Annotated in this window: 20 protein-coding genes; 5 read left to right on the forward strand and 15 right to left on the reverse strand. The window is 32.8% G+C overall.

The window, feature by feature from the left end:
• Positions 1-77: 77 nt before the first annotated feature.
• From Q0770_RS07325 to Q0770_RS07355, 7 genes are all read right to left on the reverse strand, one after another.
• Positions 78-473 (reverse strand): hypothetical protein, encoded by a 396-nt coding sequence (locus tag Q0770_RS07325; RefSeq protein WP_299115535.1) that lies wholly within the window; start codon positions 471-473, stop codon positions 78-80.
• 9 nt (positions 474-482) lie between these two features.
• Positions 483-734, reverse strand: a complete 252-nt coding sequence (locus Q0770_RS07330; RefSeq protein ID WP_299115537.1) for an AtpZ/AtpI family protein — start codon at positions 732-734, stop codon at positions 483-485.
• The gene (locus tag Q0770_RS07335) at positions 682-1,107 is read right to left on the reverse strand and encodes a polymer-forming cytoskeletal protein (RefSeq protein ID WP_299115539.1); all 426 of its coding nucleotides are present in this window, start codon (positions 1,105-1,107) and stop codon (positions 682-684) included. Before Q0770_RS07335 ends, Q0770_RS07330 begins: the two co-directional genes overlap by 53 nt.
• 11 nt (positions 1,108-1,118) lie before the next feature.
• A complete protein-coding gene (locus tag Q0770_RS07340; RefSeq protein ID WP_306420463.1) occupies positions 1,119-3,707 on the reverse strand; it encodes a tetratricopeptide repeat protein in 2,589 nt (862 codons plus the stop codon).
• Positions 3,708-3,890: 183 nt separating this feature from the next.
• On the reverse strand, positions 3,891-4,616 hold the full coding sequence (locus Q0770_RS07345; RefSeq protein WP_299115541.1) for an ABC transporter ATP-binding protein: 726 nt from the start codon (positions 4,614-4,616) through the stop codon (positions 3,891-3,893).
• 12 nt (positions 4,617-4,628) lie between these two features.
• Complete coding sequence (locus Q0770_RS07350) at positions 4,629-6,107, reverse strand: DUF5687 family protein (RefSeq protein WP_299115543.1); 1,479 nt, start codon at positions 6,105-6,107, stop codon at positions 4,629-4,631.
• A gap of 218 nt (positions 6,108-6,325) precedes the next feature.
• Positions 6,326-7,708, reverse strand: coding sequence for a hypothetical protein (locus Q0770_RS07355; protein WP_299115545.1), 1,383 nt, complete (start codon positions 7,706-7,708; stop codon positions 6,326-6,328).
• 347 nt (positions 7,709-8,055) lie between these two features.
• On the opposite strand from Q0770_RS07355, the gene Q0770_RS07360 reads away from it, so the two are divergent.
• A complete protein-coding gene (locus tag Q0770_RS07360) occupies positions 8,056-9,111 on the forward strand; it encodes a ferredoxin--NADP reductase (RefSeq protein WP_299115547.1) in 1,056 nt (351 codons plus the stop codon).
• A 20-nt stretch (positions 9,112-9,131) separates the two neighbouring features.
• Here the strand turns inward: Q0770_RS07360 and Q0770_RS07365 are convergent, their stop codons facing one another.
• Positions 9,132-10,124 (reverse strand): glycosyltransferase family 9 protein, encoded by a 993-nt coding sequence (locus tag Q0770_RS07365; protein ID WP_299116462.1) that lies wholly within the window; start codon positions 10,122-10,124, stop codon positions 9,132-9,134.
• 49 nt (positions 10,125-10,173) lie between these two features.
• Entirely contained in the window at positions 10,174-10,782 is a 609-nt protein-coding gene (locus Q0770_RS07370) for a DUF4254 domain-containing protein (RefSeq protein WP_299115549.1), read from the reverse strand.
• 70 nt (positions 10,783-10,852) lie between these two features.
• Between Q0770_RS07370 and upp the strand changes: the two genes are divergently transcribed.
• Entirely contained in the window at positions 10,853-11,512 is a 660-nt protein-coding gene (gene upp / locus Q0770_RS07375; protein ID WP_299115551.1) for a uracil phosphoribosyltransferase, read from the forward strand.
• Here the strand turns inward: upp and Q0770_RS07380 are convergent.
• A complete protein-coding gene (locus tag Q0770_RS07380; protein ID WP_299115553.1) occupies positions 11,501-12,418 on the reverse strand; it encodes a DUF6427 family protein in 918 nt (305 codons plus the stop codon). The genes upp and Q0770_RS07380 overlap by 12 nt on opposite strands.
• A gap of 41 nt (positions 12,419-12,459) precedes the next feature.
• Here Q0770_RS07380 and Q0770_RS07385 point away from each other — a divergent pair, with 41 nt between their 5' ends.
• Positions 12,460-12,687 (forward strand): uracil phosphoribosyltransferase, encoded by a 228-nt coding sequence (locus Q0770_RS07385; protein ID WP_188373229.1) that lies wholly within the window; start codon positions 12,460-12,462, stop codon positions 12,685-12,687.
• Here the strand turns inward: Q0770_RS07385 and purD are convergent.
• Positions 12,682-13,953 (reverse strand): phosphoribosylamine--glycine ligase, encoded by a 1,272-nt coding sequence (gene purD / locus Q0770_RS07390; protein ID WP_299115557.1) that lies wholly within the window; start codon positions 13,951-13,953, stop codon positions 12,682-12,684. The two genes, Q0770_RS07385 and purD, sit on opposite strands and share 6 nt — an antisense overlap.
• An 81-nt stretch (positions 13,954-14,034) precedes the next feature.
• Between purD and Q0770_RS07395 the strand changes: the two genes are divergently transcribed.
• On the forward strand, positions 14,035-15,351 hold the full coding sequence (locus Q0770_RS07395) for a phenylacetate--CoA ligase family protein (protein WP_299115559.1): 1,317 nt from the start codon (positions 14,035-14,037) through the stop codon (positions 15,349-15,351).
• Positions 15,348-16,499, forward strand: a complete 1,152-nt coding sequence (locus tag Q0770_RS07400) for a glycosyltransferase family 4 protein (protein WP_299115561.1) — start codon at positions 15,348-15,350, stop codon at positions 16,497-16,499. The genes Q0770_RS07395 and Q0770_RS07400 overlap by 4 nt, the downstream gene beginning before the upstream one ends.
• Here the strand turns inward: Q0770_RS07400 and Q0770_RS07405 are convergent.
• From Q0770_RS07405 to Q0770_RS07420, 4 genes are read right to left on the reverse strand one after another with little or no spacing between them, the layout of a single operon-like run.
• A complete protein-coding gene (locus tag Q0770_RS07405; protein WP_299115563.1) occupies positions 16,496-17,905 on the reverse strand; it encodes an exopolysaccharide biosynthesis polyprenyl glycosylphosphotransferase in 1,410 nt (469 codons plus the stop codon). The two genes, Q0770_RS07400 and Q0770_RS07405, sit on opposite strands and share 4 nt — an antisense overlap.
• A 3-nt stretch (positions 17,906-17,908) precedes the next feature.
• Positions 17,909-18,904 carry a UDP-glucuronic acid decarboxylase family protein gene (locus tag Q0770_RS07410; RefSeq protein ID WP_299115565.1) on the reverse strand — a complete coding sequence of 332 codons (996 nt, stop codon included), beginning with the start codon at positions 18,902-18,904 and terminating at the stop codon, positions 17,909-17,911.
• Positions 18,904-20,202 (reverse strand): UDP-glucose/GDP-mannose dehydrogenase family protein, encoded by a 1,299-nt coding sequence (locus Q0770_RS07415; protein ID WP_299115567.1) that lies wholly within the window; start codon positions 20,200-20,202, stop codon positions 18,904-18,906. The genes Q0770_RS07410 and Q0770_RS07415 overlap by 1 nt, the downstream gene beginning before the upstream one ends.
• A 3-nt stretch (positions 20,203-20,205) precedes the next feature.
• Positions 20,206-22,173 carry a nucleoside-diphosphate sugar epimerase/dehydratase gene (locus Q0770_RS07420; protein ID WP_299115569.1) on the reverse strand — a complete coding sequence of 656 codons (1,968 nt, stop codon included), beginning with the start codon at positions 22,171-22,173 and terminating at the stop codon, positions 20,206-20,208.
• Positions 22,174-22,224: the final 51 nt, after the last annotated feature.

Below are 22,224 nucleotides of genomic sequence, written 5' to 3' on the forward strand. Positions count from 1 at the left end.
CGCACATTAAATGAATTGACAAACACTAATTTTGATATAATTTTTAAAGTGTTTTTTGCATTATATTTTATTGGTTTTTATGCCTTTTGAAGGAACTTAGTCAGTGCGTAAACTTCAAAAAATAAGTACATAAAATAAGGAATGAAAAAATTGAAAACATCTGGCTGCTTGTTTTCAAAATCAGAAAGCAATAATGGTAAGAGAAAAAGAATTGCAAAAATCATTTTTAAAAATGTAAGTCCCATAAACAAATTGAAGATATTTGTTTTACCAGATGAGAATCTATAATTGATAATGGTATAGAATGCTGCAGTTACTAAAAAATGAAATACATAAATATGCCAAACAGGAAAAAAGAAATCTACTTCTTCTGCAAAGTAGCTTAATAAATACAAGTGAAGCCCAAATAAAATAGCTGTTACCGCAAAAAGTTGTAATAAAAACGAAATCTGTCTCTTTTTAAATGCTTCCATAATAGTTTTCTAAGAATTATCTTTTGAGGCTGCAATAATACGTTTTATTACATAAACTAATGATGCAATTACTGACCCTAAAGTAAAACCAAGTGTAAAAAGGTTGTTTTTATTAGGGTATTTCTTATCAAGTTTAACACCAACAAATGTGCCTATAGCAATAATTGCTACCATTTGTATGGCAATACCAGAAAAACGAGCATAAGTATTAAGCCGTTCTTTCTGTTCCTTTATCGTTTTTTTCGGATGTTTTTTCTCCATTGTTAAGTGCTTTAACGGCACCTTTCATGCTGCAGGTTGCATTAAATGTAGCTCCTGGCTCTACTGCTAGTTTACTAACTTGTACTTCGCCTTCAATATGAGCTGAAGATTTGAGCGATAACGTTCCTTTTATTAAAAGCTTTCCAGAAAACTTACCTTCTACATCTACATTAACTCCTTCTAAGGTTCCTATGACGTTCCCTGCTTTACCAATGACAACCTTACCTTCGGTTCTAACATTACCTTCAACCGAACCGTCAATTCTAAAAGGACCTTTACTTTCAATATCACCAACGATTCTTGTCCCATGTGCAATAATATTTTGTTGTGAGCTTGTATCCATAATCGATTTTTGTTTTTTGTCTGAAAACATGATTAATAATTTTATTCTGGATTAATGTAGTCTCCTAAATTTTTGTGTCTTTGAACAATGGCATAATTGGCAGAAGATATTGTAAAATATTCCTTAGTAATACCTTTGGTATTATCTTCTTTATAATCTTGAAGTGTAGGTCCAAAACCTAAAGCTGATGTAATATATTTTAGACCGTGAACTACTATAAATGTAGTGTTTTCGTCGTATACATCTTTTGAAAGACTTATGTCTGGATACGGCAATCTTTCCATTATTTTCGAAAGTTCTTCTTCAAATTGTTTTATCTCTTCTTTATTTGAGCTATTGAATTGATAAATAACATGGAACGAATTGCCTTCGTCTTCTGGTAAGAAATCTTTGTTTTTAAGTGTAGGAAGTGCATTGGTTAAAATCTGTTGTGCTTGCTTTCCTTCTTCAGAATTAGGATAAGTTAATGCCACATAATTTACAGCATCCTTGTAGGCTTCGTATCCTTTTAAACGACCGAGTGCTGAGGCTTTTAATATTTCAAACTTAGGTACAAACCCATCACCCTCAAAGCGCTTAATATTTTCTTCTGCTGACGCAACAACTTCTACATATTCTTGAGCTTCAAACTTCCTAAATAAATTCTCATATACGGTTTCTGGATTATTTTGATCTTTGGCTAATTGAGAATCTGGATTGCGTAATATTTCGGCGTATCTAGAATCTGGATGTTCGGCAATAATTCTGTTCTTTGCAATTTCGGCCTCGTCATTCTGTCCTAGAAGTAAATATATTTTATATAGCTGGTATTTTGAAGGTAAAATTAAGCGCTCTTCGGGGTTGTTTTTTAGCAGACCTTCAAGTTTATCTTTGGCTAAGACATACTCCTTAAACTTTTCCTTGTAGATTAATCCCAATTGGTAATAAGCAAAGTTTCTTTCTTTACCAATACTATCTAAAACGACTTTATCTGTCGGTAGTCTTTTTATATAAAATTCAGGGTCATAACGCTCAAGTTGAGTAATGTTTTCTTCTATACCTTCTTCTTTTCCAGAACCAGAACCAGAATTATCGCGGCTATTAGAAAGTCTCCAATTGTCCTGAAGTTTACGTTGTCCCCATAGTTTTAAAAATTCATTTTTACCATAAGATACTGTCGTCTGATTATAGAAATAAAAATCTGAATTACCGCCATTATTATTTCCTGGAACGCCAGGTAAATTAGCGCGCTGAGGTTTATTAAATCCTGCTATACCACTCCCTTTTCCTGAAGCTTTGCTCGCTAATTTCTGTGCTCTTTTCTTTTCAACTTCAGCAGCAATAGAGTCTTGAGCTTTTAATTCTTTTATATAATCCGTATATAGTGCTATTTGCTGGTCTTTAGGTAAACTTACAGCATTAAGTATACTGTCACCTGCTCTTGCAACACCTTCGTAATAAATAACATCATCAAGGTTTATTCTTTTTTTCTTAACTACACGATATGGTTTTGTCTTTTCAACCATATTTGTAAGCGTGCTATCATAGTAAGCTCCAGCGGTTTTATATTCTGTTCTATCAAAATACATATCACCGAGTATGAGGTAGTTCCTAGAGTTTAATTCTTTATCTCCTTGTGTTGCTTTTATCGATTTATTATAATACGCTTCAGATAGACTGTCTCTACTTTCTTCTTGATGGAATCTAGCAATCCTATGATATATCTTGTCTAAAAAAGGACGATTTTCTCTATTCTCTTCTAGCTCCGTGAGGTATTCCATGAATACTAACTTATCACCTTTTTCGGCATCAAAATTATCGGACTTTGCTAAATGTGCATTGATGTAAAATGCCCTTGGGATTTTACGGTGCATATCTATAATCTCATCAAAAGCCATATTGGCACTATCTTTTTTACCAAATTGATTGTACAGTTGACCTCTAATAAAATGATAGCGTGCCTTTTGCGCATTAATTTTTGTAGCAACCGCTGCAGTATCCAAATATTTTAATGCAGTATCTTTTTCTTTAATGGCTAGATACGCATCTGCTAATACTGCTGTAATATCAGCTAAGTCTTGCCCTTCGACATCTTCTTGTTCTAAGTGGCGCTTAAGGTTTTTAATCGTTAACTCTGGACTCCCTAAACGAAGATTTGTTTTCTCTCGCCAAACTTTTACTTGGTTAATCTTATCGCTTGTTGGATATTTATTTAAGATATTATTGAATGCTGCTAATGCAGGTATAAAACGTTGATCGTAATATCTTGCCTTACCTAACAGCAGGTATGATTCATCTATTTGCGGATTTTTCTCTTTCCCGTTAATAGTCATGCTGTGCTTTTGAATAGCTTTGGTTGCTTTTTCTTCAGCGCGTTCAAAGTCTGAATTTTCGGCCTCATTGCCAAGACGGACTTCGTCCTTAGCTTCAAAACGTTCTATTGGTAGTTGCTCCCAAAAGTTTTCTGTAAACGCATTATTGACAGTTTCAAGACCTTGTTGCAATGCAATTTCACCATTGTATAGTATGTTGTATTCTGTACCTACAGAATGCCAAACCCTATTGATAAAGTTGTCTTTTTTACGAGAGCAACTCTGAGCTATAATTGCCATTAAAAAGACTAATATTGAGACTTTTGTAAATGTTTTCAAAAGATGGTTTTTTTGGTTTATGAATAACGAAAACATTAGGGTTTTGTTATCCTAAGTCGTAAAAATAAACATCTTTTTGAATTTTTGACCAAAATTCAATGGTTTTAGAGGATTTACAAATGTTTAAAAAAACAAAAAGAGCCTAAGATTTTCTTAGGCTCTTTTTATTTTAAGTATAATATACTATTCTTCCTCTTCAGAAACTGAAACTGCACTTTTAGTAAAGTGGGCTTCTAGCTCTCTTAATGTCGTTGGATTAGTTTCTAAATCTTTTACAACTTCACCCTTTTCTAACACCACTATACGCTCGCAAACATCTGTAACATGAAGTAAATCGTGGCTAGATACCAAAACAGTAACACCTTGTTTTTCTGCTAAATCTTTTAAGATTTGCTTTAAACGGATTTGTGTTGTTGGATCTAAGTTAGCAAATGGCTCATCTAAAATAATCACTTCTGGATTACCAATAAGTGCCGCAACAATGCCTGCTTTCTTTTGATTACCCTTACTTAAGTCACGAAGGTATTTTTTCTTTCCAATGATTTCGCCATTAAAGAAATCTTCAAACTTAGCCGTTAACTTATCAACATCTGCTTTATTTTGACCTCTTAAATCGCCTATGAAATAGAAATATTCTTCAGGAGTTAAATAACCTATTAAGAAGGTTTCATCTATAAATGCCGATGTAAATGGTTTCCAATCTTCGCTTTGGGATACCACAACACTATTGTTAGTAATTGTCCCTGTAGAAGGGTTAATTAAATCTAATAGCAAACTAAAATACGTCGTTTTACCAGCACCGTTGTTTCCAACAAGTCCAAAACTTTGGCCTTTAGGGATTTCTAATTCGTCTATTTTAAGAACTTGTGTTCCGCTGTATGATTTTGAAATGTCTTTTGTATATATCATGGTTGTGTTGTATTAAGAGTCTTTGCCAAAGGCAGCAATCATTTTGTATTTAGAATCTAGGTATTTTTGAGTAATAAATGTCATTAATTTTTTATGAAGTAATATCCCAATAACACCCATAATTACTAGAATTGCAATAGCCACTTCAAAATTAATAAGCCAGTTAAGCAATCCAAATAAGGCCATTGGCAATGCCATTAAAGGAATACCAATTAACCATTGTACTGCTCCTGTACCTTGGTAATTAAAAGCTGCTTTTTTGTCAAGTTCTATTTTCTTTCTATTATAAGAACCTCCCCATAAAATGACATGAGAATTAACCCCAATATTATAAACTGCAGCTGCTGCATGAGCAATTAAGATTTTATAGCCAAAGTATAGGTACGGTATACCGAGTACAAACATTATAACTACACTCATAACCATGAGTATAAATTTAGAGCGCAAATATTGCTCATACTTTATATTCTGACTCATTAGCATCTTGTAGTAACCACTATCCCAAGCTGGAATAAACTGCCCGAAATTGATTAAGAAAAATCCAGTAGAAAAAATTCCGATAAAAGCCCACATAAACTCCATGTCTCTATACATAGGCTGTGGATAGAAAAACAAACCATACAATAGACCAATGACCATAAGTAAGGCCATGGATTTTGTACGCTTATTACGCCATATGAGTTTTAAATCTAATTGCATAAATGGTGCAATATCTCCAAAACGTTTTGTCCATGCTAAGTCAGAAGTATTAACATCTTTAACTTTAGTTTTTAATGAAGCGTCTAAGAATAATTTTTTGCGTAATATGCTATAGTTAAACGTATATAATGCAACCAATACCACGAATGGAATTAGTAAATAAATTGGATTTTTTGTAATTGCTAAAATTCCATTGCCTACAATTTCTTGAAATGAAATGATTTCAAAATAATTTAAAGCATATAACCCTCCAACAAGTATGATTAATGGCAAGAATGATAATTCTCTTTCTGCTGAAAAAGCTTCGAGTATAAAGTTTAAAAAATTGGCAATAAGTGATATTAAGAACATTGTGGCTAGCCACGTTAAAACCACACTTGCTGAATATCCGTTATTTAATAATGAAATACCAAAAGGTATTGTCAAAAACAATGGGAAAAAGTTAAAAAACGATAATGCCGATTTGCCTAAGACAAAATTGACAATAGTTGATCGCTTAATAGGTAAAGTTAATAATGGCTTAACGCTCATAACTGGTAATTTCTGGAGAAAAAATCGCATCCCAATTTCTCCCAAAATCCAGAAAAATATAAAGCTATTTGCAACAACAAATGGATCTTGTTCAGGGAACATTTTTGATAATATCTTAAATAAGAATATTCCCAAAAACACAAATATTCCTATCATATAAAGTGCAAAAAACACTAAAAGGATATTAAGCGCTAGGTTTTTTTGCCAATAGGAAGAACGGAAATATTGTTTCCATTCTAAATTCAGAAAGTGCTTTATCATAGTTTGGTTAGGTTATCTGTTGGTGTTAGTAGCAGTTATAAACTATTTGTTACACAAATTAAGTGAATTTATAACTTTAAAAAGAACCCGTTGCTGTTTTAAAAATAAAAGAGGTCGTACAGAACTATATCTATACGACCTCTCAATCAACCAAAACATAAAAAAGTAGGTTTTATGTTATTGTCCTCCCAAACAATCAAAGTGGTAGAATTTGGCTTTTACCAAAACGTAGACCCAAATTCATCTGCGTTGCCATTAAATGTGTATGATGGACCTCCGTCTATAAAATTATTTGCATCATCCCAACGGCCTGCTGTTACGGCTTGATTAACGCGAGCTTGGTTTCCTGCTCCCCATTGTACATAGTCTAACAATATACTAGGGTCACTAGAACCAAAGGTGTTTGTTGAGAAAATACTTAAGCCGTCTACAGTTTCATTAACATCATAAGACAACATTACATTTTCTCCAGGCGCCAAGTTAGTTGAAGCATTTGTTGCATCCGAAACTCTAACATATGTTCCAGGGCCTAAGCATAAAAAGTAATCTCCTACATCTACAGAAACATTACCAAAATTTGCTAGCCAAACTTGATCTGTATTGGCATTGACTTGTGCTATTCTTACAACTCTAGATTCTGGTTCTGGTGTTCCTTCCCAAAATGTAGAACCAAATTCATCTCCTTCACCAGAAAAAGTATATGGTGATCCATTTGCTACAAAGTTATTGGCGTTATCCCATCGGCCTGCAGTTACTGCTTGATTTACTCTAGCTTGATTAGGAGCTCCCCATTGTACGTAATCTAACAATATGCTTGGGTCGCTAGAACCAAAAGTGTTTGTTGAGAAAATACCCAATCCATCCGATGCCTCATTTACATCATAGTCTAACATAATGTTAGCTCCAGGTGCTATTGTTGTAGAGCCGTTAGTTGCATCCGAAACTCTAACGTAAGTTCCTGGACCTAAGCATAAAAAATAATCTCCGACATCAACAGATGTTGTCCCAAAGTTTGATAACCATACACGATCCGTAGATGCATCTACTTGTAAAATACGTACTAAAGGTGTTGGTTCTTCAGCTCCAATAGTCTCATAAAACGAAGCTCCAAATTCATTAGCTTGGCCAGTAAAATTATAAGACGTCCCAACAGCTACAAAGTTATTAACGTTATCCCAGCGACCTGCGCTTACAGCTTGGGCAACTCTTGCTTGATTTCCTGCGCCCCATTGTAAATAGTCTAACAAAATATTTGGATCACTTGAGCCAAATGTGTTTGTAGAAAAAATACTTAATCCATCAGCTGCTTCATTTACATCATACGATAATGTAATGCTTTGGTTTGGTGCTAAGTTTGTGGAACCATTTGCTGCATCAGAAACTCTAACATAAGTCCCAGGTCCAAGGCATAAAAAATAATCAGCGACATCTGTAGTCGTTGTTCCTAAATTTGATAAAACTACCAAATCTGCTTGTGCATCTACCTGTGCAATTCTTATAACACCTGGTGTTATATTTTCTTCAATAGCTATACTATCGTCATCGTTGCTACAGCTTAAAATAAATGCTGGTAATAGTAATAATAAAATAAATTTTTTCATGTTTTCTTTTTTTTAAAAATCAAAATTTTTTAATCAGGTCTTTAGTGCTCAATGTTCTATTAACCTAACACTGACAGGCCCTAAAAGAATATGAAGAGGAAAAAAAAGCTTTAAAAAGGAAAAATCAGGGCGCGAAAAAGCAATATAATTTCAATAATTTTAAATTCTATATTGTTTAATTAGGATTCTAATACTATTTCTAGATATTTAATCAAAAATAACTCTGCGATTTAGTGAATTTTTAAAAATCTTAGATAGTTTATTTAGACTTTTGATCAATATGTAATTTATAATTAAGATGCTTCATAAAACAAAAGCCTTCCTTATTTTTGCAAAAAAATATTGCAATGGCACAATTCCATAATCTAACTATAACATCTATTGACCGTGTCACAGAAAAATCTGTGGCGTTAACTTTTGATATTCCTGAAAAATTAAAGGACAACTTTAAATTTAAGGCAGGTCAGTATATCACTCTTAAAACAGAAATTAATGGTGATGAGATTCGTAGAGATTATTCTATCTGTTCTTCAGTAAATAGTGGACGTTTAACGGTTGCAGTTAAGGCCGTTGAAAATGGCACTTTTTCAGTTTATGCAAATGAAAAGCTAAATGTAGGTGATACTATTGATGTTGCAGAACCTAATGGTCGCTTTGTCTTTGAAGCTAACGAAGCCAAAACAAGAACCGTTGCTGCGTTTGCAGCTGGAAGTGGTATTACGCCTATCTTAAGCATTGCTAAAACACTTTTGGAAGACGAACCTTTTAGTAATTTCATTTTAGTTTATGGTAATAAAAAGCTAAATGATGCCATGTTTGCTCAAGAGATAGTAACATTAAAACAACAATATGGTAATCGCTTCCACGTCCATTTTATTTACAGTCAAGCTCAAGAAGCTGATGCGCTTTTTGGTCGTATCGAAAAAAGTACTGTTAACTTAATGGTTAAAAACAAGTACAAAGGCGTCACTATTGACAGTTTTTATCTCTGTGGACCAGAAGCAATGATACACACTGTAAAAGAGGTGTTGATTGAAAATAACATTAAGGAAAAAAGCATTTATTTTGAGCTATTTACAGCACCAACTGAAACTACTGAAACTTCAACTGAAGTAGGTAGTGGAAAGTCACAGCTAAAAGTTATTGTAGATGATGAAGAATTTGAGTTTGAGATGGCTCAAGATGTTTCTATTCTTGATGCTGCTCTAAAAAAGGATATTGACGCACCTTATTCTTGCCAAGGTGGTATTTGTAGTAGCTGTATTGCACGAGTTACTGAAGGCGAAGCTACCATGAGACAAAATAATATTTTAACCGATAACGAAGTTGCCGAAGGTCTAATCTTAACTTGCCAAGCACACCCAACTACTGCAAAAGTGGTTATAGATTATGACGATGTTTAAAAGATTATAGACATTAGATTTTAGACCACTTCGCTGTTAGAAATAATGGTTTTAATTTTTGATACCACACTTTCAGCAGAAACACTTCCCGCAGCATTTTCGTAACCTTCTGGTTGTTTGTTGCCATAAATTGATGTTGGTATTTCTGGATATTGTTTTCTGTCTGCAAATAACGCATAATCCTTGGGTTGATTAAATGGCGCAAATCCAGCATATGGATGCGTAACACCCCAAATGGTCACTACCTTAATACCTAACATTGCGGCAATATGCGCATTGCCAGAATCCATAGATAGCATTACATCTAAATTGGAGATAATATCTAGCTCTTCGTTTAGAGTCAATTTCCCAGCAACAGATTTTGTATTGCTATACTCTTGTTCTATACGATTTAACTTTTCTGTTTCTGTTTTTCCGCCTCCAAATAATATAATATTATAATCTTTTGATAGTTGATTAATTACCATCTTCATTTGCTCCATTGGATACATTTTCCCTTTAAAAGCTGCAAAAGGAGCAATCCCAATTATTGGCAAGTTTGAATCGCTTATATAGGTCTTTAGTTTAGAATTTAACTCAACCTTATTAGAGAAAATTGGACTGGACAAATCTATTGAAAAACCTAGTCTAGCAAAAACATCTGCATAGCGTTGATGCGTTGTTTTTAGCTGCTCAAATTTTTCACCAGAAACTAGTGTCTTTTTTTCTGCACGGCCTTTGTCTATTTGCACAACTCTTTTTCCTGAAAAAAACAACTTTAATATTTTAGTTCGCAATACATTATGTATATCTGCTACAGCATCAAACCCTATGACTTTTAATTCTTTAGATAATTTATAAAGCCCTAAAACACCTTTGTATTTTGTTTTTAAATCAACTTCGTAAACTTCAACATTTTTTATACCTATAAAAAAAGGGGCGAAAAAACCTCTGGTTGCAACAGTGATTTTTACATCTGGATATTGAGATACTAATGCTCGAATAACAGGTACAGACATTGCTACATCTCCCATTGCTGAGAAACGTAAAACGAGTATGTGTTTTGGTTTTGGCAAAAGTTAATTACTTCTGACCTCGAAGTACAGGGTTAAGCTCATCGTCATTGTACATTTTCATCTGTTTGTAGACTTTCATGTACTTGTCCCCATTAGCTATATCGGTCAATAAATCGTCTAAAGCTGTGCTTAAATCAACTCGTTGTTCTAATAAAACATCCAGTTTTTTCTGGCAAGCTGTTTTGTGACTATCGCTAGCATCCTCGCGGACAGTTTCTATATGCATGTGGTAAATTTTTAATGCCAAAATAGATAAACGGTCAATAACCCAAGCTGGACTTTCAGAGTTGATCTTAGCATCAGATTTTGGGGTTACGTCTTTATACTTGTCTAAAAAATAGCTGTCAATGTACTCAACAGTATCCGTACGGTCTTGATTAGACGCGTCAATCATACGTTTAAGTTTTAAAGCGCCGACTGGGTCTATATTTGGGTCTCTAATAATGTCTTCATAAGCCCATTGTACTGTATCAATCCAACATTTTCTGTATAGTAAATGTGAGATAACATCTTCGTTCTTATCAAATTTATTTGTAAACGATTGGTCAACTGTGTTTAAGACTTTGTAGGTTTTAATAACGTCTTGAAATATGGTGTTTGCTTTTTCTGAAAACATTGTGTTAAAATTTAATATGCAAATATAGTCTGAATTATTAACTTTAAAGATTCAATATTCAACTGAAATTATGCACATTCACCATCTTTCTGAAACACCTTCAATTTTAAATACGTTTATATCTGAAATTAGAGATAAAACAATTCAGAAGGACAGCATGCGTTTTAGGCGAAATATTGAGCGCATTGGAGAAATTTTAGGTTATGAATTGAGTAAATCACTTGAGTATAATTCTAAAACTGTAACAACTCCTCTAGGGAGTTTACAAATGCAATTGCCAAAAGAAGATGTAGTGTTATGTTCTATTTTAAGAGCCGGTGTGCCTTTGCACAACGGACTTTTGAATTATTTTGATACTGCCGAAAATGCCTTTATCTCAGCGTACAGACATCATAAAGATAATCCTGAAAGTTTTGAAATTGTTGTTGAGTATTTAGCATGCCCAAATCTTGAAAATAAAACGTTGATTCTGGCTGATCCAATGTTAGCAACAGGCCAATCTATGGTTGCCACTTTTGAAGCTTTAAAACCTTTTGGCACACCAAAAGAGATACATTTAGTCAGTGTTATTGGCGCACAAAAAGGCGTTGACTTTGTGGCTAAAAATTTTGACACAAATTCTCATTTATGGATTGCCACTATTGATGATGAATTAAACAATAAAGGCTATATAATTCCTGGCCTTGGTGATGCTGGCGATTTGGCTTTTGGAGAAAAATTACAACACTAAATTTAGTATCGGCGCCAAAATTAAAAGCCCTACAAAAACTTCCTTAAACCAATACTCTTCAATAGTTTCAATATAATTTGCTGTGATAATTGCAAACGGAACAAACAAAAACACAAACTCACTACCATTCTTATTTGGCGCTAATGCGAAAATAAATACAGCAATTATTGAAGCCACAACCACTAGCGTATGTAATGGTCTTATCTTTTTGTTTTTTCCTGAAAAGCTCTTTAAATAAAATAGTAGGCTCCAGAAATAAATAGTAGCCACTATAGTTAGTCTGATAATATTTGAAAGACTATTATAACTTGAAAAGTCTAAACTAAAGGCAATATCAAAATTACTCTCAAAGAAGAACTTATCTTTTAGGGTAATGTTATAAATTAAAAGTAGTAGAAAGATTGTTAGAAGTCCGATTATTGAAACTGCTATATATTTTCCTTCGTTTTGCCAATAATAGGCTAGTGCAAAAAACACAACTATTATATATAAAATTGCCCAAGTATAAAAAAGGGATGCTAAGCCAATCCAAAACGCTGCATCAAAAAACTTTTTTATGAGTTCACGTTTTGTATGTAAACTAAATAATCTTCGCAGGGCAAACAAAACCAGAAGGTTGGCAACAACAATATTTGTATTTGTATATACCTCTGGAAAAACAAGAAATAACAAACCCAAAACCATAATACCATAACTATGACGAGTTGTAAGGTCGTTTTTGGCAATTATAAAGTCAGTAATAAACACATAGAAAATCGCAATAATAAGTGTCAATGCACTTAAAACAAAAGAGAAGTCATCAGTGTTTATTTGAGAAAATATTTTTAAACCAAAAGAGAGAACAACAACAATAGTAACTATAATGAAGTTTACGGGTTTAGATTTACTAAAAATGCTTGTAATCATTAACTCTTTTTGTATTTTTGTACTGTAAATTTATTAAAGTTATGAAGGATTTCTTTTACGGAATACAAGATTTATTTGTAAATACACTTTTTGCTCCATTTGATGCACTTAGAGAATTAGAGCTAACTAATTGGTTTGGCGCTAATATTATGTCATGGATTTTTATGGCAATTGGTTCTGTTGCATTTGTATACTGGATGCTTGAGCTAAAAAAGTATAACGATAACAACGAAGAAGATAAAAGCGTTTCGGCTCATTCTTATCTATAAGTCAAAGCCAATATCTTTTCTAAAATTCATCTTATCAAAACTTAGTTTATCTATGGTTTGATAAGATTTTTTTATGGCCTCTTCATAGTCATTACCAAAAGAAGTAATAGCCATTACACGCCCTCCAGAAGTTACAATTTTATTGTCTTTTAACTGTGCTCCTGCATGAAAAGGAATTGAGTCTTTTATGGTTTCTAAACCTAATATTTCCTTACCTTTTTCATAAGCTTCAGGATAACCACCAGAAACTAACATAATTGTTGTTGCTGCTCGATTATCTATTTCTAGATTAATGTTTGAAAGTGTCCCATTACCCATTGCTTCAAAGATTTCAACCAAATCTGTTTTTAATCTTGGTAAAACAACTTCCGTTTCTGGGTCTCCCATTCGCACATTATATTCAATAACCTTTGGGTCGTCACCAACTTTAATAAGGCCAATAAAAACGAATCCTACATAAGGTAAATTATCTTTTTGTAAGCCATCGATTGTGGGTTTCACAATTTGGTGTTCAATCTTATCTAAAAATTCTTTAGTAGCAAATGGCACAGGAGATATTGCACCCATTCCTCCTGTATTTAAACCTGTATCACCCTCTCCAATCCGTTTGTAATCTTTTGCGGTTGGAAGAACTTTATAATCTTTTCCGTCTGTAAGTACAAAACAGCTTAACTCTATTCCATCTAAAAACTCTTCAATAACCACTTTTGTACTTGCACTTCCAAATTTTGAATCAACAAGCATTTCTTTTAATTCAGCCTTAGCTTCATCTAAATTATCAAGAATTAAAACGCCTTTACCAGCGGCCAATCCATCTGCTTTAAGAACATATGGTGCTTTTAAGGTTTCTAAAAACTCATATCCATCTTCTATATTTGAAGATGTGAAACTTTTATAAGCAGCAGTTGGTATGTTATGGCGCATCATAAACTCCTTTGCAAACTCTTTACTACCTTCTAACTCTGCGGCAGCTTTTTGCGGACCTATAACTTTAATGTCCTTTAAAGCTTCATCATTAAGAAAAAAATCATGGATTCCTTTTACCAAAGGATCTTCAGGACCAACAACTACTAATTCTATTTTGTTCTTTATAACTGTATTCTTTATAGCTTCAAAATCAGTAACCGATATTGGTAAGTTAGTTGCTATTTCTGATGTTCCTGAGTTACCAGGCGCTACAAAGAGTGATTTACAAAGTGGACTTTGAGAAATCTTCCATGCAAAAGTATGTTCTCTTCCACCAGAGCCAAGGACTAAAATATTCATGTTGGGTGTTGTTTGCGCAAAAATAATTGCTTTTAAGCTTAAAAAACAATTAATTTACATAAACCTTTTGCTTCAAAATTTTTGCGAATATTTGACCTTTCACTTCTTGTAAAAGGCTTTGCTATTAACAAAGCCAAACAACTCTTATCAGAAATACAGAAAAAAAGTGACGAGGATTTTGAGGCTTATATTTTGGGGCGCAAAAAAAACATTTTACAATACCACGAAAAGCATAACCCCTTATATAAATCCAAAGTAAAGGGCATCGACCTCAACAATTGGGGAGACATCCCGGTAATGACTAAAAAAGATTTGCAACAGCCTTTAAGTCAATTATTATCTGAGGGTTTTAATTCAAAAAACGTTTATATAGGTAAAACTTCTGGCTCATCTGGAGATCCTTTTATTTTTGCCAAAGATAAGTTTTGTCATGCGTTGACTTGGGCTCAAATAATGAATCGATTTTCGTGGTATAATATTGATTTTAACTTGTCAAAGCAAGCACGTTTTTATGGCATTCCATTAGATAAAAAAGGCTACTATAAAGAACGTATTAAGGATTTTTTTGCAAACAGGTATCGATTTTCCGTTTTTGATTTAAGTGATGAAGCTTTTGAAAAAGTCCTTGAAAAATTTACAACAACACCTTTTGATTATATCAATGGCTACACTAGTCCAATTGTACAGTTTGCAAAATTTTTAAAGCGAGAAAACATTATTCTCAAGGATGTTTGTCCAACGTTAAGTGTCTGTATTGCCACCTCAGAAATGTTATATAAAAACGATAAGGATTTGTTAGAACTCCAATTCGGGATTCCTATTGTAAACGAATATGGTGCTTCAGAATTAGACTTAATTGCTTTTGAAAATCCTGACGGTGAATGGCAAATTAATAGTGAAACTCTTTTTGTCGAAATTCTTGATAATGAAGATAAGCCTGCCCCCAACGGTATAGAAGGTCGAATAGTTATAACATCACTTTATAACAAAGCATCCCCTTTTATTAGATATGATATTGGGGATGTTGGTATTTTGTCTAAACAAAGTACTTTACGAAAACCTATTTTAGAAAAGCTCATTGGGCGCACTAATGATATTGCAATACTCCCTAGCGGAAAAAAAGCCGCTGGACTAACTTTTTACTACATTACAAAAAGCATCATAGAAGAAGATGGTAACGTAAAAGAGTTTATCATTGAACAATTAGAGCTTAACCATTTTAAAGTAAGTTATGTTTCTGAAACAAAATTAACTACAACACAAAAGGAAAACATAGCAAAAGCTATGGTCACATATTTAGAAGATGGAATAAGCATTACTTTTGAAAAGTTCGAAAAATTAAATCGTTCTAAAAGCGGTAAACTAAAACAATTTACTTCATACGTTTCTACTGAATGAAAGATATCTTAATCATATCAAATTATTTTCCACCAGAAATGGGAGCGGCTTCTAATCGTATTTTTCAATTAGCTGAAGGACTTTCTAAAAACCAAAACGTTAGTGTTATTTGTCCATTGCCAAATTATCCAACTGGAAAAGTTTTTAAACACTATAACACCAAAGAGACTATTGATGGTATTAAGATTAACAGACTTTGGGTGTCGCCTTCTGTATCCAAAAATAAGTTTGTTCGTTTGTTTTCGATGCTTTCATTTAGTTTTAGTATTGTTTGGTTTTTTCTTTGGAACAAAATTCCCAAAACTATCATTGTTAATTCACCACCTTTACTAGTTGCTTTTACTTCTTTATTCTTTTTAAGTTATAAAAAGCACACGCTCATTCTTAATGTAAGTGATTTATGGCCAAAAGCCGGCTTAGAACTTGGTGCTATTAAACAAGGTTTTAGCTATAGGATGCTTCAAAAAATAGAACGTTTTAATTATAATAAAGCTGATTTAATTTTAGGGCAAAGTGAAGAAATATTAGCCCATATCAGAACTATTGTTCCAAAAACAGAAACTTTACTTTATAGAAATTTTCCAAATTTCTTACCTCCAAAAATTGAAGCTAATAACGTAGGTCATTTAACAAAAATAAAAATCGTTTATGCTGGACTTTTAGGTGTTGCACAGGGCGTTTTGAAACTATGCAAAAACCTAGATTATTCTAAGATAGAGTTTCATATTTATGGTTCCGGAGCTGAGGAAATCCTGATTAAAAACTTCATAAACAACAATCCCGAATTACCAATTACTTTTCATGGAAGTGTGTCGAGAAAAGAGCTGCATCGAGAACTTTTAAAATATGATGCGACAATCATTCCGCTGTTAAACAGAATTTATGGCTCTGTGCCTTCAAAGATTTTTGAATACTCAAGGCTTGGTTTGCCTATCATCTATTTTGGCGGTGGTGAAGGAGAAAGTATAGTTAAAGACCATAAACTAGGTTGGGTAGCAGAAGCTGGGAATTATACTGCTTTAAATGATGTTATTTCTCAACTTCAACGTTCTGATTTTGATTCGGACTTAAAAATACAAATACAAAATACAGCTATTAAAAATTTTGATGCTTCTGAGCAATTAAAAGTGTTAAATTCATATGTTTAATAGGCTTTCTCATCACCTTTAATTACAGATATTATTGTTCTTCCTATAATATCCAAATCCAAAAGTATAGACCAATTTTCTATATAAAAAATGTCATACTTAACACGGTTAATAATGTCTTCATCAGACTTTATTTCGCCTCTGAAACCTTTCACTTGTGCTAAACCTGTTATCCCTGGCTTTACATTGTGTCTAAAAATAAAATTGTAAGGGTCAATTTTTTTGGAATAAGCATCTGTATAGGATAACATATGTGGCCTTGGACCTACAACCGACATTTCTCCTTTTAATACATTTATAAATTGAGGCAATTCGTCAAGGCTAGTTTTTCTTAAAAATCGCCCAATTTTTGTGACTCTATTGTCTTTTTCTTTTACATAATCTTCCGCATTTGTGGAGTTTATATGTAAGGATCTATACTTATAGCAATTAAACTCCTTATAATTAATACCGTTACGTTTATGTTTATAAAACAATGGGCCTTTTGATTCTAATTTAATGAGAATATAAAGGATTAGACTTAACCACGATAATATAAATACAATAACTAATACTGCAAAAACCACATCAAAAATACGTTTTAAAACTCTATTGAATGGCTTATTGAGCGCTACTTCTTGAATTGATAAGACAGGTAGATAATTATAAAAATCAGTCTTTAAACGTTTGCTAAAGAAATTTGTGGTTTTAGGAATAAATTTAATATTAAACTGATTGAGTTCTGCATATTTTACAAAGGTATTTATCTCTTTTTCAGATAATTCATCCATCGCACAATATATTTCGTCTATTGACTCATTATCAGAAATAAATGTTATCGCATCTTCTATATTGCCACTAACCCCATCAGTCAAATTACCGCTATAAATACCCAAGAGATTATAGCCATACTCTTTTTTATCTTTGAAAAAAGCCTTTAATTCCTGTGCCCCTTTAGTATTTCCTATTATTAATACGCGTCTATGATTTCCGTTGAGATATTGTCTATATCTTTTAAGGGAAAAAAACATTAAAAACTTAATTAAGCCAATAAGAGAAATACTAGTTACAAGATATTTTAAGATTGTTATTTTGTTAATCTCAATACCTCTATAAAACCCAATGAATGCGAATACTATGACAAAAAATATTAAAAATTGCTTAATTAAAAGTCCTAGAATATTTAATGCTGTAGTATACCTGTATACATTATAAAATTTTATAGAATACGTTGAAATTAACCAAAGAATACTAGTGTAGATAACAAAAACAGTAGCCTTACTTTTTAAAAAACCAATAGACCAATACGGCAACCCAAAGGTTTTAAAATCTATAAAATACGAAGCTAAAGAAACAATTATAGCCACATCAAAGAAAATAAGTGCTGGTCTCAATAACCAAGAATATCTCCCTCTAATGTAACTCATGCTTTAGTGTTTATTATAAGTAGAAAAATCCTTATGTTCCTTTTTATACAACTCCTCCTCGGTTAAACCCTTAAAATAATCAAAAGTAATCTTCATACCTTGATTGCGATATACTTTTGGTTGCCAATCTAATAGTTGCTTAGCCAGTGTAATATCTGGTTGCCTTTGTAAGGGGTCATTTTGAGGTAATGGCTTATATACAATCTTTTGGCTAGAATTACCGAGACTAATAATTTCTTTAGCAAAGTCTAGTATTGTTGTTTCATTTGGGTTTCCAATATTTACTGGGTAAGAATACTCGGAAAATAGTAGCCTAAATATGCCTTCTACTTGATCATCTACATAACAGAAAGAACGTGTCTGCAAACCATCTCCAAAAACAGTTAAATCTTCTCCTCTTAATACTTGTCCCATAAATGCTGGAATAACTCGCCCATCATTTAATCGCATTCTTGGGCCATATGTGTTAAATATTCTAACTATTCTAACATCTAACCCATGAAATCTATGATAGGCCATGGTTATAGACTCTTGAAAACGTTTGGCTTCATCGTAAACTCCTCTTGGGCCAATTGAGTTAACATTACCAAAGTATGATTCTGGCTGAGGGTGAACTAATGGGTCTCCGTACACTTCTGATGTAGAGGCAACAAGGATTCTGGCTTTTTTAGCTTTTGCTAAACCCAATAAATTATGTGTCCCTAAAGACCCAACTTTTAGTGTCTGGATAGGTATCTTAAGGTAATCAATAGGACTTGCTGGTGATGCAAAATGAAGTATATAATCTAAATCTCCATCAATTTTAATAAACTCTGTGACATCATGTTCAATAAACCTGAAGTTTGAATGATTATCTAAATGAGAAATATTTTTTTTATCTCCTGTAATAAAATTATCCATTCCAATAACCGAAAACCCTTCATGAATAAATCTATCACATAAGTGTGAACCGAGAAATCCTGCTGCTCCGGTTATTAATATGGTTTTTTTAGAGTTCATTATCTCCCTATTGATATATAATCAAATCCTTCTTTTTCTATATCTTCAATATCATAAAGGTTTCTTCCATCAAATATTGATTGACCTCTCATTAAATCTTTAACTTTTTTAAAGTCTGGTGTTCTAAATACACTCCACTCCGTACAGATTATTAATGTTTCTGCATTTTTTAGAGCGTCATACATACTTTCAGCGTAAGAAATTTTATCTCCTAATTTTTGTTTTATATTGGTCATTGCTTCTGGATCGTATGCAGATATATTGCAGTTATATTTTAAAAGTGCATTTATAATTTCTAAAGATGGAGCTTCTCTAATATCGTCGGTTTCTGGTTTAAATGCTAACCCCCAAATAGCTATGTTTTTCCCTTGTAAATCATTATTAAAATATGCCTCTATCTTTGGTATTAGAGCTAGCTTTTGCTTACTATTAACATCTATAACTGCATTGAGAATTTTAAAATCATACCCCATATCAACACCAGATTTATGAAGTGCTTTTACATCTTTAGGGAAACATGAACCTCCATATCCTATTCCAGGAAAAAGGAAGCGCTTTCCAATTCTTGAATCTGTACCCATTCCTATTCTAACTTTATCTACATCTGCACCAACCTTTTCGCAGTAGTTGGCAATCTCATTCATAAACGTAATCTTAGTAGCTAAAAATGCATTTGAAGCATATTTTGTGAGTTCAGCAGATTTCTCATCCATAATAATAATTGGATTTCCCGACCTCACATATGGGTTGTACAGTTTTCTCATTTTTTCGATAGCACGCTCACTACTCGAGCCAATTACTATTCGTTCAGGTTTTAGGAAGTCATCAACAGCAAAACCTTCTCTTAAAAATTCTGGGTTACTTACTACATCAAATTCTATACTTGTATGCTGAGAAATAGACGCTTCAACTTTTTCTGATGTTCCTACTGGTACTGTACTTTTATCTACAATAATTTTATATTCAGTAATGCGCTTTCCTATATCCTCGGCCACACCAAGAACATATTTTAAATCTGCCGAACCGTCTTCATCTTCTGGGGTTGGTAATGCTAAAAAAATAATCTCACCATGATCTAAACCATCTTGGAGTTGAGTTGAAAATTTAAGACGACCTGCATTAATATTTCTTTCAAAAAGAACGTCTAGATGAGGCTCATAAATCGGAACCTCCCCTTTTTTCATCCTTTTTATTTTGTCTTCGTCAATGTCTATACAAATTACATCATTGCCTGTTTCTGCAAGGCAAGTCCCTGTTACAAGCCCTACATAACCCGTTCCTACTACCGTAATGTTCATAAATTAACTTGCTTTTTCTTTTCTTTTATCAAACTTTTCATAGTCTGAATTCATGCTGAGAAATTCGGGAACAATTTCTTTCATTTTCTTTACTATTTCGTTTTTATTTTCTGATTTGGCTACCTCTACAAGTTCAAGAATATCTTTGTTGATATCCCCGTAAGCATAGGTTTCTACTTTAGCAATCATTATTTTATTGTTATAAGTAGGAAGAGTAGAAGATTTCTCATTTAATAACTCCTCATATAACTTCTCGCCAGGTCTTAATCCAATAACTTTTATATCTATATCTTTATAAGGTGTGTAACCAGCTAGTCTAATAATTTTTTTTGCTAAATCTATAATCTTGACAGCCTCTCCCATATCAAAAATAAAAACCTCTCCTCCGTTACCCATAGCTCCAGCTTCGATTACTAATTGACATGCTTCTGAAATAGTCATAAAATAACGTATAATATCTGGATGCGTAATTGTTATTGGCCCACCTTCTTCGATTTGCCTTTTGAATAGTGGTACAACTGAGCCATTACTTCCTAATACGTTACCAAATCTAGTAGTAACATAGCTAGTTGATGTTTTGATATCTTTTTTTACGTGCTCTTGAAGTGCTTGTACATAGATTTCTGCTATACGCTTTGAAGCGCCCATAACGTTACTAGGATTTACAGCTTTATCTGTAGAAACCATAACAAATTTTTGAGCATTATACTTATGAGCCAAATCTGCAATATTCTTTGTCCCTAAGACATTTGCAAATATTGCTTGAGCTGGAAAGCTTTCCATCAAAGGCACATGTTTGTATGCTGCTGCATGGAATACGACATCTGGTTTATTTTCTAAAAAAAGTGATTCTGTTCTTGTAGAGTCTCTAATATCTAATACAACTGCTTGAAAATTTAAGTCAGGAAATGTGTTCTTTATTTCTAATTGGATTTGATATAAAGGAGATTCTGCTTGATCAATTATTATAAGTTTTTTGGGCTTATACCCAGCAACTTGTCTTACTATTTCACTGCCAATTGATCCTGCTCCGCCTGTAACAAAAACACATTTATTAAATATTTCTTTTGCAACCAGCTTATTATCTAATTTAATAGGGTCTCGCTCTAAAATATCTTCAATTTGGATTTTCTCAATTTGACTAGTAATATTTTTATTCTCTTCTATGTCAGAGATTAAAGGCGCTCTATATACTTTAATATTATAATCCAAGCATTTATCAATTAGAGCAATGCTCTCTGTTTTACTCATTTGCTTATCGGCAAGGATTAATGCCTGAGCTTTATGGATTCTAAGTGTAACGGCAATATTTCTTTGTATGCTTATTATTGGTAAGCCTAATATTTGCTTACTCTTGTTTCTTAATGATTTATCTATAAAGCCCAATACTGTATATCGATTTGGCTTCTCTGACTTTAAAGCACTAGCTATAGCAATTGCATTTTCATCTGTGCCATAAACCAACACTTTAAGTTCATTTTCTTTGTTGCTATAATTAAGGTAAACTTCGAAAATTTGTTTTACAATAACCCTGAAAAGAAATAGACCACAAAATGATATGAATGAGTAGATAAAAAGTACTGGAACAAAAATTATTTCAGTAGAACTATATAAGTAATATATATAATATGCTGTTAGCATAATTATAATAGTCGATAGCGAAGCAACTAAAAACCTTACGGCATCCAAAAATGTAGAATGTCTTATGAGTCCAGCATAAGTACGATAGAGAATAAAAAAAGCTATGTTAACTGAAATTATTACAATCTCTGTTGTAGAAAAAGAAAATTCGAAAATTTGATTTTTTATCTTGCTAATAATGAGCTTAGTAACAAGAAGTGAAAGCATTATAATGGCAGAATCAAACCCTAAAATCGCCCACCTTGGCAAATAGCCTATGTTTTTAAAATCTAGTCTCTTTTTACTCGATTCTAATACCTGTAATAGCGCTTGTTTAAATCTTTTGAACATCTATTGACTTACTATTCTTAATGTAAGCAAATATCTTAATTATAATCAGAA

It is taken from the genome of uncultured Winogradskyella sp., assembly GCF_947501905.1.
Classification (GTDB): domain Bacteria; phylum Bacteroidota; class Bacteroidia; order Flavobacteriales; family Flavobacteriaceae; genus Winogradskyella.